We start from the raw sequence: 15,226 nt of genomic DNA, 5'->3' as shown, positions 1-15,226 counted from the left end.
ATGAAGGGCAGAGGGGCGCGGGAAAGACCGGAACACGACTCGTTCGGGCCCCTCGGCCCGGAATGAATCCGCGGCCCCGTCGGTTGCAACCGTCGGCAAGCAGTCTCCGTACAACCCGGGAGAGATGTAGATGTCCGTATCGGACGAGACCAGCACCGTCACCGACGGCATCATCCTGACCGACGCCGCCGCGTCGAAGGTCAAGGCCCTGCTCGACCAGGAAGGCCGTGACGACCTCGCCCTGCGCGTGGCCGTCCAGCCCGGCGGCTGCTCCGGCCTGCGCTACCAGCTCTTCTTCGACGAGCGGTCCCTCGACGGCGACGTCGAGAAGGACTTCGACGGCGTCAAGGTCGTCACCGACCGCATGAGCGCTCCGTACCTGGGCGGCGCCACGATCGACTTCGTGGACACGATCGAGAAGCAGGGCTTCACGATCGACAACCCGAACGCGACCGGCTCCTGCGCCTGCGGCGACTCCTTCAGCTGAGCCGTACCGGACGACGGGAAGGCGGCGGCCCCTCTTGCGGGGGTCGCCGCCTTCCGCGTTCCGTCCGCCGGCCGCCCGTCACGGCAGCCGCGCGCCCGGCTTCTCCAGCGGGACCTGCTTGCCGTCCGAGCCGACCACGGTCCGGCTGCCGAGCGGCTCGTCCAGCGTCACCGTCTTGTGGAACACCTTGGCGATCTTGATGCAGACCTTGTCGGGCCACGGCGTCGCGGTCACGGTGACCTCGACCCGGTCGCCGCGCTCGGTCGCCGCCGCCGTGTAGTCGGCGCACACCCCGCCGGTGAAGGCGACCGTCAGCTCCCGCCCCTCGGCGGTGTAGCCGTCGACCTTCACGTCCTGCGTCGTCGCGCCCGAGCTGGCCCCGCCGGACGGGCTCGCCGTCGCGGGCCCGCCCAGGTACTCCGGCTCGACGGCCGGATGCGTCACCGTGTACGTGCCGTCCCCGGCGCCCCGCACCTCGAACAGCCACGACGGCACCAGGACCTGCCGCCCGCCGGAGGAGTGCGGGGCCAGCCCGAACACCGCCTCCTCGACCGTCACCGTCTGCTTGCGCGTCTGCTTCCCCGGCATCTCGGCCGACGGGGCGCACGGGCTCGCCAGCCGGTCCTCCCTGCCCTGCGGACGGCCGTCCAGCGGGGCCGAGGTGGCGCAGCCGCCGATGCCCATCCGGTGGTCGGTGCCGGGCGCGGCGTTCATCCGGTCCAGCGTCTCCCGCGCGCTCAGCACGGGGTACGAGTCTCCCTCGGCCGGCGTCTTCAGCTGCCCGTTCCCGGAGACGACCTCGCCCTGCCCGTTGACGGTGACGCCGGTCGTCCAGCCGTAGGTGGGCAGACCGCCGAACTCGGCGTCGGCGTTCACCATCCGCTGGGCGCCCGCGACCTGGCTCGCGTCGATCTCGGCGTCGCTCTGGCCGACGGCCTTGAGGACCGGCTCGGCCGCCTTCTTCGCCGCCTCCTCGCTCACCGGAGCGCCGGTCGCGGAGCCCTGCGCGCAGACGGCCGCGCCGCTCTTGCAGGAGTCGGTGCCGGGGACGTACCGGTTGAACGTCCACAGGCCGGGCGCCTGCTTCTCCACCCGCAGCACCGGACCGGAACCGTCCGTCCCGGCGCCGACCTTCCAGCTCTGCCCCTCGGTGACCGGCGTCCCCTTCACCCCGAGCGCGGCCGCCAGCCGGGCCACCTCGGCCTCGCTGACCGCGCCCTTCGCCCAGTACACGGGCGCGGAGTCGGGACCGTCCGGGAGGGTGCCCTCGGCGCGGTAGACCACCCCGTAGGGGTTCGGCTCACCGGGCGCGATGCCGTTGCCGCCGCCGCTGTCACTGGCGTTGCCCGAGGGAGCGGTGGCCGCGTTGTAGTCGTCCAGCACGAGCGCCGGCGGCGCGCCGTCCTTGGCGGAGGACCCGGCCGTCGACTCGCCGCCGCCCCCGCCGGCCGCGTTGGCGGCGAGATAGGCCCCGCCGCCGCACACCAGCAGCACGGCCGCGGCGACCGCGGCCACGACGGCGGGCGATCGCCGCCGCCCGCTTCGCGCCCCACCCGCCACGGGCCCCACATCCCCGAGCTCGCCCCCGGCGACTGCGGCGCCGCCGACGGGTTCGGAGGCCGGGACGGGCTCCGCCTCGGGCGAGCCGACGGAAGCGGTGGTCGCCGCGGCCGCGGACTCGGCAGCCACACCAGACTCCGCGCCGGCACCCGCCTCGGCCTTCGGCTCGGCTTCCGCCTTCGGTTCCGCCTTGGCCTTCGGCTCGGCTTCCGCCTTCGGTTCCGCCTTGGCCTTCGGCTCGGCTTCCGCCTTCGGCTCCGCGTCGGCCTTCGGCTTCGGCCCGGCGTCGGCCTTCGGGTCCGCGTCGGCCTTCGGCTCCGCTTCCGCCTTGGCCTCCGCCTTGGCCTCTGCCTTGGTGTCCGCCTCGGACTCTGCCGTGTTCTCTTCCGCCGGGTCGGTTTCCGGCGCGTCGGCCGTCACGGGCTCGGTCCCGTCGACGGGCTCCGTCGTCTCCGTCTCCGGTGTGGCCCCGTCCTCCGGTCCGCGTGCGGCGTCGTCGTTGTCGGGTCGCTCGGTGTTCACCGCATCGCTCCTTCGGCTGCGCTGTCGTACCTCACATCCCCTTTACGGGGGACAGCGATGGGACGCAGCGGGGGAGCGCACGGTTCCCCCACGCGCTCCGGTCGAAGGATCAGCCACCCGAACGGCCCAGAAGGCCGGGTGGTCTCAGTTCCCGTACTCGGGCATGGCCTCAAGGAGCCGGGCCGACGTGGCCGGTACGGTCACCCCGTGCAGCAGGGAGAGCGGAACCGGCCGGGAGGCGCTCCGCTCCGGGGCCGCCCAGTGCGGCGTCATCCGCGCGCAGTCGCCCCGCAGCGAGGCCAGGCCGCCGTCCAGGTCACCGGCGAGATCGGCGGTGGAAGAGGGGGCCGAAGCGGGCGCGTACGCCTTGAGGTTCGTCATAGCGGCACCGTACGCACGGGGGTGCGAGCGAAGAAAGATCTACTATCGGGTAGTTTCTGAGGCTTCGGCGACGGCGGTCGACCGGGTAGCGTGAACTGTCAATCCCGCTCCCCACACAGGAGAGTCCACGCCGTGCGCATCGCAGTCACCGGCTCCATCGCAACCGACCATCTCATGACGTTCCCCGGCCGCTTCGCCGACCAGCTCGTCGCGGACCAGCTCCACACGGTCTCGCTCTCCTTCCTGGTCGACCAGCTGGACGTACGGCGCGGCGGGGTCGGCGCGAACATCGCCTTCGGCATGGGCCAGCTCGGCACCGAGCCGGTCCTGGTCGGCGCCGCCGGCTCCGACTTCGACGACTACCGGGCCTGGCTCGACCGGCACGGCGTCGACACCGAGTCGGTCCGCATCTCCGAGACCCTGCACACCGCCCGCTTCGTGTGCACCACCGACGCCGACCACAACCAGATCGGCTCGTTCTACACCGGCGCGATGAGCGAGGCCCGCCTCATCGAGCTCAAGACTGTCGCCGACCGCGTGGGCGGTCTTGACCTGGTGCTGATCGGCGCCGACGACCCGGAGGCGATGCTTCGCCACACCGAGGAGTGCCGCGCCCGCTCGATCCCCTTCGCCGCCGACTTCTCCCAGCAGATCGCCCGTATGAACGGCGAAGAGATCCGGATACTGCTGGACGGCGCGACGTACCTGTTCTCCAACGAGTACGAGAAGGGCCTCATCGAGTCCAAGACCGGCTGGAGCGACGAGGAGATCCTCTCCAGGGTCGGCCACCGCGTCACCACCCTCGGCTCGCGCGGTGTCCGCGTCGAGCGGGCCGGCGAGACCCCGATCGAGGTCGGGTGCCCCGCCGAGGACCGCAAGGCCGACCCGACCGGCGTCGGCGACGCCTTCCGCGCCGGCTTCCTCTCCGGCCTGGCCTGGAACGTCTCCCTGGAGCGCGCCGCCCAGATCGGCTGCATGCTCGCCACCCTCGTCATCGAGACCGTCGGCACCCAGGAGTACCAGCTGCGCCGCGGCCACTTCATGGACCGCTTCGCCACGGCCTACGGCGACGAGGCGGCGGCAGAGGTCCGCAAGCACCTCGGCTAGGACAGTTCAGGAGACCCGGCGGACCAGGTATGCCGTACCCCGGTCCGCCGGCTCCTCGCCCGCGTACTCCTGGCCCCGCATCTCGCACCAGGCCGGGATGTCCAGCCGGGCCGCCTCGTCGTCGGACAGGACGCGCACTGTCCCGCCGACCGGCACGCCCCCGAAGGCCTTCGCCAGTTCGATGACGGGGACCGGGCAGCGCTTCCCGAGCGCGTCCACGACCAGTTCCCCCCGCCCGACGCCGGCGGCGGCGGCCGCCGACGGCGCCCCCAGCTTCTCCCGCACCTCCGCCACCACATCCGGCAGCACGGCGAGGAACCGCTCCACGTCCTCCTCCGCGGCCCCCGCGGGCAGCGACACCCGCACGTTCCCCTCGCTCAGCACCCCCATCGCCTTCAGCACATGGCTGGGCGTCAGCGTGCTGCTGGTGCACGACGACCCGGACGACACCGAGAACCCCTCCCGGTCCAGCCCGTGCAGCAGCGCCTCGCCGTCGACGTAGAGGCACGAGAACGTGACGGTCCCGGGCAGCCGGCGCTCCGGATCCCCGACCACCTCCACATCGGGCACCAGCCGCGGCACCCGGGCCCGGATCCGCTCCGTCAGCTCCCGCAGCCGGGCCGCCTCGGCCGCCGCCTCCGCCCGCACCGCCCGCAGCGAGGCCGCGGCGGCGACGATCGCCGGAAGGTTCCCGAACCCGGCCGCCCGCCCCGACTCCCGCTCGTCCACCGGCCCCCGGGCCACGAACCGCACCCCCTTGCGCACCGCCAGCAGCCCCACCCCGGGCGGCCCGCCCCACTTGTGCGCGCTCGCCGTCAGCAGCGACCAGGGGCCCGGCACCGGCCCCCACCCGAGCGACTGCGCCGCGTCCACCAGCAACGGCACCCCCGCCGCCCGGCACACCTCGGCCACCTCGGCCACCGGCTGCTCGGTCCCCACCTCGTGGTTGGCCGACTGAAGGCAGGCCAGCGCCGTGTCCGAACGCAGCGCCTCCTCGTACGACCCCACGGTCACCGCCCCCGACCGCTCCACCGGAACCCGGGTCACCGCACCGCCGTCCGCCTCGAACGCCTCCGCCGAATGCAGTACCGAGGAGTGTTCGACGGCTGACACGATCAGGTGGCGTCCGACCCGCCGCCGCCCCGCCAGCGCCCCCGCGACACCGCTGTGCACGGCCTGCGTCCCGGACGACGTGAACACCAGCTCGTCCGCCCGGCAGCCCACCGCCTCGGCCGCCGCCTCCCGAGCCGCGTCGAGCAGCAACCGAGCCCGCCGCCCCTCCCGATACAACCGCGAAGGATCAGCCCACCCTTCATCCAAAGCAGCCAACAGCCCCTGCCGGGCAACGGGATGAAGAGGAGCGGCGGAACCAGCGTCGAAGTAGGCCACACGTCAACGCTAAGCGCCCCAAAGGGGCGCGGGGAACTGCGCGATCAACCACCACCGGCCCGCACGCGCCGAACAAGCCGCGATTCCCGGGCTGTCAGGCGTCTGTCCCCACCCCTTCGGGGTCGCCCCCGGCGCGTATGCCACCCTCCCCGCGAACCCCCGGAGGGCGTCGGCTAGGGTTTGGTCCGCATAAACATCCAAACCCCTGCCCGACGCAGGGCGGCGACCGACCAGCGAGAAGGCCGCAGCCAACCGCGCGGGCGAGACTCTCGGGAAGGCGCTACGTGAGTCCCAACGGCTCCGACCGCTCGCCGCGGCGCCCGATGCGGCGGAAGCTGCTGCAGGCACTGACCGCGGGCCTGGTCCTTGCGACCGCAACCGGTTGCACATGGAAGGACTTCCCCCGCCTTGGCATGCCCACCCCGACCACGGAAGAGGCTCCGCGGATCCTCTCCCTGTGGCAGGGATCGTGGGCTGCCGCGCTCGCCGTCGGCGTGCTGGTGTGGGGCCTGATCCTGTGGAGTGCGATCTTCCACCGGCGCAGCCGCACGAAGGTCGAGGTACCTCCGCAGACCCGTTACAACATGCCCATCGAGGCCTTGTACACGGTGGTCCCGATCATCATCGTCTCGGTGCTGTTCTACTTCACGGCCCGTGACGAGTCCAAGCTCCTCAGCCTGGAGAAGAAGCCCGACATCACGGTCAACGTGGTCGGCTTCCAGTGGAGCTGGTGCTTCAACTACATCCAGAACGTCGACGGTTCCACCGGTGACGCGAAGACCGACGAGAACCTGGCCGCCATCCCGGACAGGTTCAAGAAGGACTTCCCGGCCGACGCGGGCGGCGTCTACACCTGCGGCACCCCCGGTGAGCGGAACCCGCAGACCAACAACCCCGGGCCGACCCTCTGGCTCCCCGAGGGCAAGACGGTCCGCTTCGTCCTCACCTCGCGGGACGTCATCCACTCCTTCTGGGTGGTGCCGTTCCTCATGAAGCAGGACGTCATCCCGGGCCACACCAACGCCTTCCAGGTGACCCCCAACCGGGAGGGCACCTTCCTGGGCAAGTGCGCCGAGCTCTGCGGCGTCGACCACTCCAGGATGCTGTTCAACGTGAAGGTCGTCTCCCCCGAGCGCTACGAGCAGCACCTCAAGGACCTCGTGAAGAAGGGGCAGACCGGTTACGTTCCGGCTGGCATCGAGCAGACGAGCCACGAGAAGGAACGGGAGTCGAACATCCTGTGAGCATCCTCAACGAACCCCAGGGTGCCGCGGCAGCGGGGTCCCACTACCAGGACGAGCTGCCGGTCCGGCGCCAGCGTCGCGGTGAAGTGGTCGTCAAGTGGCTGACCACGACCGACCACAAGACGATCGGCACGCTGTACCTGGCCACGTCGTTCGCGTTCTTCATCATCGGCGGCGCCATGGCTCTCCTCATGCGCGCCGAGCTGGCCCGTCCGGGCCTGCAGATCATGTCGAACGAGCAGTTCAACCAGGCGTTCACGATGCACGGCACGATCATGCTGCTGATGTTCGCGACGCCGCTGTTCGCCGGTTTCGCTAACTGGATCATGCCGCTGCAGATCGGCGCGCCCGACGTGGCGTTCCCGCGGCTGAACATGTTCGCCTACTGGCTGTACCTGTTCGGCTCGCTGATCGCCGTCGCCGGCTTCCTCACGCCGAACGGCGCCGCCGACTTCGGCTGGTTCGCCTACGCCCCGCTGTCGGACGCGATCCGCAGCCCCGGCATCGGCGCCGACATGTGGATCATGGGTCTGGCCTTCTCCGGCTTCGGCACGATCCTCGGCTCGGTCAACTTCATCACCACGATCATCTGCATGCGCGCCCCCGGCATGACGATGTTCCGTATGCCGATCTTCACCTGGAACGTCCTGCTGACCGGTGTCCTGGTCCTGCTGGCCTTCCCGGTGCTGGCGGCCGCGCTGTTCGCCCTGGAGGCGGACCGCAAGTTCGGCGCCCACGTCTTCGACGCGGCCAACGGCGGCGCCCTGTTGTGGCAGCACCTCTTCTGGTTCTTCGGACACCCAGAGGTGTACATCATCGCCCTGCCGTTCTTCGGCATCATCTCCGAGGTCATCCCGGTCTTCTCCCGTAAGCCGATGTTCGGCTACATGGGCCTGATCGCCGCGACGATCTCCATCGCCGGCCTGTCCGTGACCGTGTGGGCGCACCACATGTACGTCACCGGCGGTGTGCTGCTGCCGTTCTTCTCCTTCATGACGTTCCTCATCGCCGTCCCGACCGGCGTGAAGTTCTTCAACTGGATCGGCACGATGTGGAAGGGCAGCCTGTCCTTCGAGACGCCGATGCTCTGGGCCACCGGCTTCCTGATCACCTTCACCTTCGGTGGTCTGACCGGTGTCATCCTGGCCTCGCCGCCGATGGACTTCCACGTCTCCGACTCGTACTTCGTGGTGGCGCACTTCCACTACGTCGTCTTCGGCACCGTCGTCTTCGCGATGTTCTCCGGCTTCCACTTCTGGTGGCCGAAGTGGACGGGCAAGATGCTGGACGAGCGCCTCGGCAAGATCACCTTCTGGACGCTGTTCGTCGGCTTCCACGGCACCTTCCTGGTCCAGCACTGGCTGGGCGCCGAGGGCATGCCCCGCCGGTACGCCGACTACCTGGCGGCCGACGGCTTCACCGCCCTGAACACGATCTCGACGATCGCCTCGTTCGTGCTCGGCCTGTCGATCCTGCCGTTCCTCTACAACGTGTGGAAGACGGCCAAGTACGGCAAGCCGGTCGGCGTGGACGACCCGTGGGGCTACGGCCGCTCCCTCGAGTGGGCGACCTCCTGCCCGCCGCCGCGGCACAACTTCCTCACCCTGCCGCGGATCCGCAGTGAATCCCCGGCGTTCGACCTGCACCACCCGGAGATCGCCGCGCTCGAGCAGCTGGAGCACGCCGACCACGGCACCGGCGCCATCGCGGGCAGCAAGGAGGCCGGCAAGTGAAGATCCAGGGCAAGATGTTCATCTGGCTGAGCGTCTTCGTCCTCGCCATGGCGGTCGTCTATGGCGTGTGGTCGAAGGAGCCGGCCGGCACCACGGCCCTCTTCCTGGCCTTCGGCCTGTGCATCATGGTCGGCTTCTACCTGGGCTTCACCGCCCGGCGGGTCGACACCGGCGCCCAGGACAACAAGGAGGCGGACGTCGCGGACGACGCCGGCGAGCTGGGCTTCTTCAGCCCGCACAGCTGGCAGCCGCTGTCCCTGGCCATCGGCGGCGCCCTCGCCTTCCTGGGGGTCGCGGTCGGCTGGTGGCTGCTGTACTTCGCGGCACCCGTGATCCTCGTCGGCCTGTTCGGCTGGGTGTTCGAGTACTACCGCGGTGAGAACCGCACGCAGTGACACCCGGCGGCGCCCGGCATGAGGCGCCGCACCGGCCGCTGAACGCGGCAGAGCCCGGACCCTCCGCAAGGAGCGTCCGGGCTCCTGCGTTCGCCGCAACGAGTGTCACCCGTGCGTGTCTCCCAGCGCGCCGCCGTTGACACGGCTTCCTAGCGTGATCCACATGAGCCACGCACCCCGCCCCCGCCCCCACCCCCGTACCGTCGTCGGCTGCACCCTGCTGGTGATCGCCCTGGCCGAGGGCGCCGTCGCCTGCGGCCAGGACGACAACCCCCTCGCCGCGCGCCCCTACGACGCCACGGACCAGATCGCCTTCAACGGGCCCACCGGCGAGGCCGAGAAGGCCGACCCGGACAAGCCCCTGGAGATCACCGCGCGGGCCGCGGACGGCCGTATAACGGACGTCACCGCCCTCGACGCGACCGGCCGCTACATAGCCGGCGAGCTGTCCGCCGACGGCGCCCGCTGGCACAGCACCGAGCCGCTGGCCGCCGACGCCCGCTACACGGTCCGCGTCAGCACCGAGGACGAGGACGGCGCCCCCGGCCGCCGCGTCCTGTCCTTCGTCACCGGCAAGCCCGCCGACAAGAAGCGCCTGACGGTGGCGTTCGGCCCGCAGGCCGGCACGTACGGCGTCGGCCAGCCCCTCACCGCGGAACTGAGCCAGCCCGTCAAGGACCCCGCGCAGCGCGCCCTCGTGGAACGGGCCCTCAAGGTGGAGTCGCAGCCCGCCGTCCAGGGCGGCTGGCACTGGGTCGACGACAAGCAGCTCCACTACCGCCCGCAGGAGTACTGGCCCGCCCACGCCACGATCCGGGTGCACAGCAACCTGGACGGCATCAAGATCGGCGACCGCCTCTGGGGCGGAGCCGGCAAGGACCTCTCGCTCACCATCGGCGACCGCGTCATCGCCCTCACCGACGCCGCGTCGCACACGCTGACGCTCACCAAGAACGGCGAGGAGGTCAAGCGGCTCCCGGTCACCACCGGCAAGCCCGGCTTCGAGACCCGCAACGGCGTCAAGGTCGTCCTGGGCAAGGAGTACTTCGTCCGGATGCGCGGCACCAGCATCGGCATCCCCGAGGGCTCCTCGGACTCGTACGACCTGCCCGTCTACTACGCCACCCGCGTCACCTGGAGCGGCGAGTACGTGCACGCCGCCCCCTGGTCGGTGGGCTCCCAGGGGTACGCCAACGTCAGCCACGGCTGCACCGGCATGAGCACCGCCAACGCCGCCTGGTTCTTCGACCACGTCCGCCAGGGCGACGTCGTGCAGGTCGTCAACAGCAACGGCCGCACGATGGAGACCTTCGGCAACGGCTTCGGGGACTGGAACGTCGACTGGAAGAAGTGGACCGAAGGCAGCGCGTTGACGGCCGACGCGCACAGGACGCAGCCCGACACGACCCGCCTGCGCCCGACGGCCGTATAGAGGGCCTCCAAGCCGCCCAGGGCCGGCCAACAGGCACCCGGAGCAGCTCAGGGCATCCAGAGCCGCCAGAACCAGCCGATAGCCCCCAAAGGGCGCAGGGCCGCTCAGAGCCCCCTCAGGCGCTCTGCAGCCGCTTCTCGCGCAGCAGGGCGGCCAGCGCCGCCGCGAACTCCACCGGGTCCACCGGCAGCGTCACCGCCGCCTCCGCCCGGCTCCAGGTGGCCAGCCAGGCGTCCTGCGGCCGTCCGATGAGCAGCAGCACCGGCGGGCACCGGAACACCTCGTCCTTGATCTGCCGGCACAGCCCCATGCCCCCCATGGGCACGGCCTCCCCGTCCAGGACCACGACGTCGACCCCGCCCGCGTCCAGCTCCTTCAGCACCGCCGCGTGCGTCGCGCACTCGATGAACTCCACGACGGGGGAGTCCGGCGCGGGCCGCCGTCCGGTCGCCAGCCGCACCTGCTCCCTGGTCCGGGCGTCGTCGCTGTAGACCAGCACCGTGGCGGTCGCCTGCATGGTTCCTCCGCGTCATTGGAGTGGAACTTCCGGGTACCGATGGGGCGGATGCTACTCCCCTGAAGACCACGTCAACACCTGTCGGAACACCCCCGTGGTGGGCCATCCGGGCACTCCACACGGTACGGACACTCCGAACGGCACCCCCGGGAGTGAGGGCGAGATAAGCGACCGACATAATGTCGGTCGTGGCGACAGCAACGACAGTAGATACCGGGCACGCGCACCCGTCGGTCAACCGGCCGAACCTCACCAGCGTCGGAACCATCATCTGGCTGAGCTCCGAGCTGATGTTCTTCGCGGCCCTCTTCGCGATGTACTTCACCCTGCGATCGGTGACGGGTCCAGAGTTCTGGAAGGAACAGGCCGCAGCCCTGAACTTCCCGTTCTCGGCGACGAACACCACGATCCTGGTGCTCTCCTCGCTCACCTGCCAGCTCGGCGTGTTCGCCGCCGAGCGCGGTGACGTGAAGAAGCTCCGGGGCTGGTTCATCGTCACCTTCATCATGGGTGCGATCTTCATCGGCGGTCAGGTGTACGAGTACACCGAGCTGGTCAAGCACGAGGGCCTCTCGCTCTCGTCCGACCCCTACGGCTCGGTCTTCTACCTGACCACCGGCTTCCACGGCCTGCACGTGACGGGCGGTCTCATCGCCTTCCTGCTGGTCCTCGGACGCACCTATGCGGCCAGGAGGTTCACCCACGAGCAGGCGACCGCCGCGATCGTCGTGTCCTACTACTGGCACTTCGTCGACGTCGTCTGGATCGGCCTCTTCGCCACGATCTACATGATCAAGTAGCCGGGGCCCGCACCCGCACATTCCAGAAGCATCGACGCAGAAGATCCTGACACCGGGGTAATCCGTGAAAAAGCTCTCCGCACGACGACGCCATCCGCTGGCGGCGCTCGTCGTCCTACTCCTCGCGCTGGCATGCACCGGGGGGCTGTACGCCGCGTTCGCACCCGCGAGCAAGGCGCAGGCAGATGAAACCGCTCAGTCCCTCGCCATCGACGAGGGCAAGAAGCTCTACGCCGTAGGCTGCGCCAGCTGCCACGGCACCGGCGGTCAGGGCACCTCCGACGGTCCGAGCCTCGTGGGCGTGGGCGCCGCCGCCGTCGACTTCCAGGTCGGCACCGGCCGTATGCCCGCGGCGACCTCCCAGGGCGCCCAGGTGCCGAAGAAGAAGGTCGTCTACACGCAGGCCCAGATCGACCAGCTGGCCGCGTACATCGCCTCGCTCGGCGCCGGTCCGTCCGTCCCGACCGAGGCCGAGTACGGTCCGGAGGGCGCGGACATCGCCAAGGGCGGTGAACTGTTCCGCACCAACTGCGCGCAGTGCCACAACTTCACCGGCAAGGGCGGCGCCCTGACCCGGGGCAAGTACGCCCCCTCGCTCGAGGGCGTGGACCCGAAGCACATCTACGAGGCCATGCAGACCGGCCCGCAGAACATGCCCTCCTTCCCCGACACCACGATGTCGGAGCAGAACAAGAAGGACATCATCGCGTACCTGAACGCGGTCAACGGAGATGAGACGGAGAGCCCCGGCGGTCTCGAACTGGGCGGCCTCGGGCCGGTCAGCGAGGGTCTGTTCGGCTGGATCTTCGGTCTCGGCGGACTGATCGCCGTCGCCGTGTGGGTCGCCGCCCGGACCGCAAAGGCCAAGAAGTCATGAGTAGCCAAGACATTCCAGAAGAGAACCTGCCCGCTGAGCAGGACGCCCGCCACGGCGAGCCCGGCGCGGTGAGGGTCGCGGACGAGCAGCACCCGTTCGCGGACCCGGGGCTGCCGCCCCACGAGCACCGTGTCCAGGACATCGACGAGCGGGCCGCCAAGCGGTCCGAGCGTACGGTCGCCCTCCTGTTCACGCTGTCGATGCTGGCCACCGTCGGCTTCATCGCCTCGTACGTGACGATCCCGCACGACAAGTCGATCTTCGTGTTCCCGATCGGTCACATCAGCGCGATGAACTTCGCGCTGGGCCTGACCCTCGGCACGGCCCTGTTCAGCATCGGCGCCGGCGCGGTCCACTGGGCCCGCACGCTGATGTCGGACGAGGAGGTCGCCGACGAGCGTCACGCGATCGAGGCGAGCCCCGAGGTCAAGGCCAAGGTCATGGCCGACTTCAAGCAGGGCGCCAAGGAGTCCGCGCTCGGCCGGCGCAAGCTGATCCGCAACACGATGTTCGGCGCTCTGGCCCTGTTCCCGCTCTCCGGCGTCGTGCTGCTGCGCGACCTCGGCCCGCTGCCCGGGGACAAGCTGCGCCACACGCTGTGGGGCAAGGGCAAGCTGCTCGTCAACATGAACACCAACGAGCCGCTGCGTCCCTCGGACGTCGCGGTCGGCTCCCTCACCTTCGCCAAGCCGGAGGGTCTCGAGGAGACCGACCACGACTTCCAGAACGAGATCGCCAAGGCCGCCCTGATGATCGTCCGTATCCAGCCGGAGAACATCAAGGACAAGCGCGAGCTCGAGTGGTCGCACGACGGCATCGTGGCGTACTCGAAGATCTGCACCCACGTGGGCTGCCCGATCTCCCTGTACGAGCAGCAGACGCACCACGTGCTGTGCCCCTGCCACCAGTCCACCTTCGACCTGTCCGACGGTGCCCGAGTGATCTTCGGCCCGGCCGGTCACGCCCTGCCGCAGCTGCGTATCGGTGTGAACGACGAGGGCTACCTCGAGGCGCTCGGCGACTTCGAAGAGCCCGTCGGTCCTGCATTCTGGGAGCGCGGATGAGCAACAAGGACGACCGCCGCAAGGCGCCCGCAGGTGAGCGGGTCGCCGACTGGGCCGACGGTCGGCTGGGGATCTACTCCCTGGCCAAGGCCAACATGCGCAAGATCTTCCCGGACCACTGGTCCTTCATGCTGGGCGAGATCTGCCTCTACAGCTTCATCATCATCATCCTCACGGGTGTGTATCTGACGCTGTTCTTCCACCCGTCGATGAACGAGGTGGAGTACCACGGCTCCTATGTCCCCCTCCAGGGACAGCTGATGTCCGAGGCGTTCAACTCGACCATGCACATCTCCTTCGATGTGCGCGGTGGTCTGCTGATCCGGCAGATCCACCACTGGGCCGCGGTGATCTTCCTCGCCGGCATGTTCGTGCACATGATGCGCGTCTTCTTCACCGGCGCGTTCCGCAAGCCGCGTGAGATCAACTGGCTGTTCGGCTTCCTGCTGTTCGTCCTGGGCATGTTCACCGGTTTCACCGGCTACTCGCTCCCGGACGACCTGCTCTCCGGCACCGGTGTCCGCTTCACGCAGGGCGCGATCCTGTCCGTGCCGATCGTCGGCACGTACATCTCGATGTTCCTGTTCGGCGGGGAGTTCCCGGGCGGCGACTTCGTCGCGCGGTTCTACTCGATCCACATCCTGCTGCTGCCGGGCATCATGCTCGGGCTCGTGGTCGGCCACCTGATCCTGGTCTTCTACCACAAGCACACGCAGTTCGCGGGTCCCGGCCGCACCAACAAGAACGTCGTCGGCATGCCGCTGCTGCCGGTCTACATGGCCAAGGCCGGAGGCTTCTTCTTCCTGGTCTTCGGCGCCATCGCGGCCATCGCCGGCATCGCGTCCATCAACCCGATCTGGGTGCTCGGTCCCTACCGTCCGGACCAGGTGTCCACCGGCGCCCAGCCCGACTGGTACATGGGCTTCGCCGAGGGCCTGATCCGCGCCATGCCGGGCTGGGAGATCAACATCTGGGGTCACACGCTGGTCCTGGGCGTGTTCGTCCCGCTGGTGCTCTTCGGTCTGTTCCTCGGTGTGATCGCCCTGTACCCGTTCATCGAGTCCTGGGTCACCGGCGACAAGCGCGAGCACCACATCCTGGACCGTCCGCGCAACGCCCCGACCCGCACGGCCTTCGGCGTCGCCTGGATCACCGGCTACGTGATCATGCTGATCGGCGGTGGCAACGACATCGTCGCCACCCACTTCCACCTGTCGATCAACGCGGTCACCTGGTTCGTCCGGATCGGCTTCTTCGCCGGACCGGTGCTGGCCTTCGTGGTCACCAAGCGGATCTGCCTCGGCCTCCAGCGCCGCGACAAGGACAAGGTGCTGCACGGCCGCGAGACCGGCACCATCAAGCGCCTGCCGCACGGTGAGTTCATCGAGGTGCACGAGCCGCTCAGCCAGGAGGCCCTGTACACGCTCACCGCGCACGAGCAGTACCAGCCCGCCGAGATCGGCCCCACGGTCGACGAGAACGGCGTCGAGCGCAAGGTGAAGCGTTCCGAGAAGGTCCGCGCCAAGCTGAGCAAGGCGTACTACGGCGAGGAGAACCAGATCGCCAAGCCGACCGTCGAGGAGTACCGGGAGATCACGAGCGGCCACGGCCACCACTGATCACTGCGTCGCCACACCACACTGAAGGGCCCCGTCCGGTGTTCGGACGGGGCCCTTCGGTTCCCCGCGGCTGGATAGGGTGGGACCGCACTCTTCTAC

At 69.7% G+C, this 15,226-nt stretch carries 14 protein-coding genes; 10 read left to right on the top strand and 4 right to left on the bottom strand.

Features of this window, described 5'->3' with window-relative positions:
- Positions 1–130 precede the first annotated feature (130 nt).
- Positions 131–487: an iron-sulfur cluster insertion protein ErpA gene (gene erpA / locus ACFYXA_RS14735; protein ID WP_130437147.1), complete on the top strand. Its 357-nt coding sequence runs from the start codon at positions 131–133 to the stop codon at positions 485–487.
- 78 nt (positions 488–565) lie between these two features.
- Here the strand turns inward: erpA and ACFYXA_RS14730 are convergent, their stop codons facing one another.
- A complete protein-coding gene (locus ACFYXA_RS14730; RefSeq protein WP_389032473.1) occupies positions 566–2,569 on the bottom strand; it encodes a hypothetical protein in 2,004 nt (667 codons plus the stop codon).
- A gap of 144 nt (positions 2,570–2,713) precedes the next feature.
- Positions 2,714–2,950, bottom strand: coding sequence for a hypothetical protein (locus ACFYXA_RS14725; RefSeq protein WP_352246346.1), 237 nt, complete (start codon positions 2,948–2,950; stop codon positions 2,714–2,716).
- Positions 2,951–3,082: 132 nt separating this feature from the next.
- On the opposite strand from ACFYXA_RS14725, the gene ACFYXA_RS14720 reads away from it, so the two are divergent.
- Complete coding sequence (locus tag ACFYXA_RS14720) at positions 3,083–4,057, top strand: carbohydrate kinase family protein (RefSeq protein WP_352246345.1); 975 nt, start codon at positions 3,083–3,085, stop codon at positions 4,055–4,057.
- Between the two features lie 6 nt (positions 4,058–4,063).
- On the opposite strand, the gene ACFYXA_RS14715 is transcribed toward ACFYXA_RS14720, so the two are convergent.
- Entirely contained in the window at positions 4,064–5,446 is a 1,383-nt protein-coding gene (locus ACFYXA_RS14715; RefSeq protein ID WP_389032469.1) for a cysteine desulfurase/sulfurtransferase TusA family protein, read from the bottom strand.
- A 284-nt stretch (positions 5,447–5,730) separates the two neighbouring features.
- Here ACFYXA_RS14715 and coxB point away from each other — a divergent pair, with 284 nt between their 5' ends.
- The 4 genes from coxB (at position 5,731) to ACFYXA_RS14695 (ending at position 10,250) form a co-directional block, all read left to right on the top strand.
- Positions 5,731–6,690, top strand: a complete 960-nt coding sequence (gene coxB, locus ACFYXA_RS14710; RefSeq protein WP_352246343.1) for a cytochrome c oxidase subunit II — start codon at positions 5,731–5,733, stop codon at positions 6,688–6,690.
- Positions 6,687–8,423, top strand: coding sequence for a cytochrome c oxidase subunit I (gene ctaD / locus ACFYXA_RS14705; protein WP_130437152.1), 1,737 nt, complete (start codon positions 6,687–6,689; stop codon positions 8,421–8,423). Before coxB ends, ctaD begins: the two co-directional genes overlap by 4 nt.
- Positions 8,420–8,818: a cytochrome c oxidase subunit 4 gene (locus tag ACFYXA_RS14700; protein ID WP_130437153.1), complete on the top strand. Its 399-nt coding sequence runs from the start codon at positions 8,420–8,422 to the stop codon at positions 8,816–8,818. The genes ctaD and ACFYXA_RS14700 overlap by 4 nt, the downstream gene beginning before the upstream one ends.
- Before the next feature lie 163 nt (positions 8,819–8,981).
- Entirely contained in the window at positions 8,982–10,250 is a 1,269-nt protein-coding gene (locus ACFYXA_RS14695; RefSeq protein WP_389032464.1) for an Ig-like domain-containing protein, read from the top strand.
- Positions 10,251–10,365: 115 nt separating this feature from the next.
- Here the strand turns inward: ACFYXA_RS14695 and ACFYXA_RS14690 are convergent, their stop codons facing one another.
- Complete coding sequence (locus ACFYXA_RS14690; RefSeq protein WP_130437155.1) at positions 10,366–10,767, bottom strand: hypothetical protein; 402 nt, start codon at positions 10,765–10,767, stop codon at positions 10,366–10,368.
- Between the two features lie 179 nt (positions 10,768–10,946).
- Here ACFYXA_RS14690 and ACFYXA_RS14685 point away from each other — a divergent pair, with 179 nt between their 5' ends.
- The 4 genes from ACFYXA_RS14685 (at position 10,947) to ACFYXA_RS14670 (ending at position 15,127) form a co-directional block, all read left to right on the top strand.
- Positions 10,947–11,567, top strand: a complete 621-nt coding sequence (locus ACFYXA_RS14685; RefSeq protein WP_130437156.1) for a heme-copper oxidase subunit III — start codon at positions 10,947–10,949, stop codon at positions 11,565–11,567.
- Positions 11,568–11,631: 64 nt separating this feature from the next.
- Positions 11,632–12,444 carry a c-type cytochrome gene (locus tag ACFYXA_RS14680; protein ID WP_130437157.1) on the top strand — a complete coding sequence of 271 codons (813 nt, stop codon included), beginning with the start codon at positions 11,632–11,634 and terminating at the stop codon, positions 12,442–12,444.
- Entirely contained in the window at positions 12,441–13,508 is a 1,068-nt protein-coding gene (locus tag ACFYXA_RS14675) for a Rieske 2Fe-2S domain-containing protein (RefSeq protein ID WP_352246341.1), read from the top strand. Before ACFYXA_RS14680 ends, ACFYXA_RS14675 begins: the two co-directional genes overlap by 4 nt.
- The gene (locus ACFYXA_RS14670) at positions 13,505–15,127 is read left to right on the top strand and encodes a cytochrome bc complex cytochrome b subunit (protein WP_351093291.1); all 1,623 of its coding nucleotides are present in this window, start codon (positions 13,505–13,507) and stop codon (positions 15,125–15,127) included. Before ACFYXA_RS14675 ends, ACFYXA_RS14670 begins: the two co-directional genes overlap by 4 nt.
- The last annotated feature ends 99 nt before the right edge of the window (positions 15,128–15,226 follow it).

The organism is Streptomyces sp. NPDC002566 (assembly GCF_042889585.1).
Taxonomy (GTDB): Bacteria; Actinomycetota; Actinomycetes; order Streptomycetales; family Streptomycetaceae; genus Streptomyces.
This window is presented reverse-complemented; position numbering and strand designations above follow the sequence as displayed.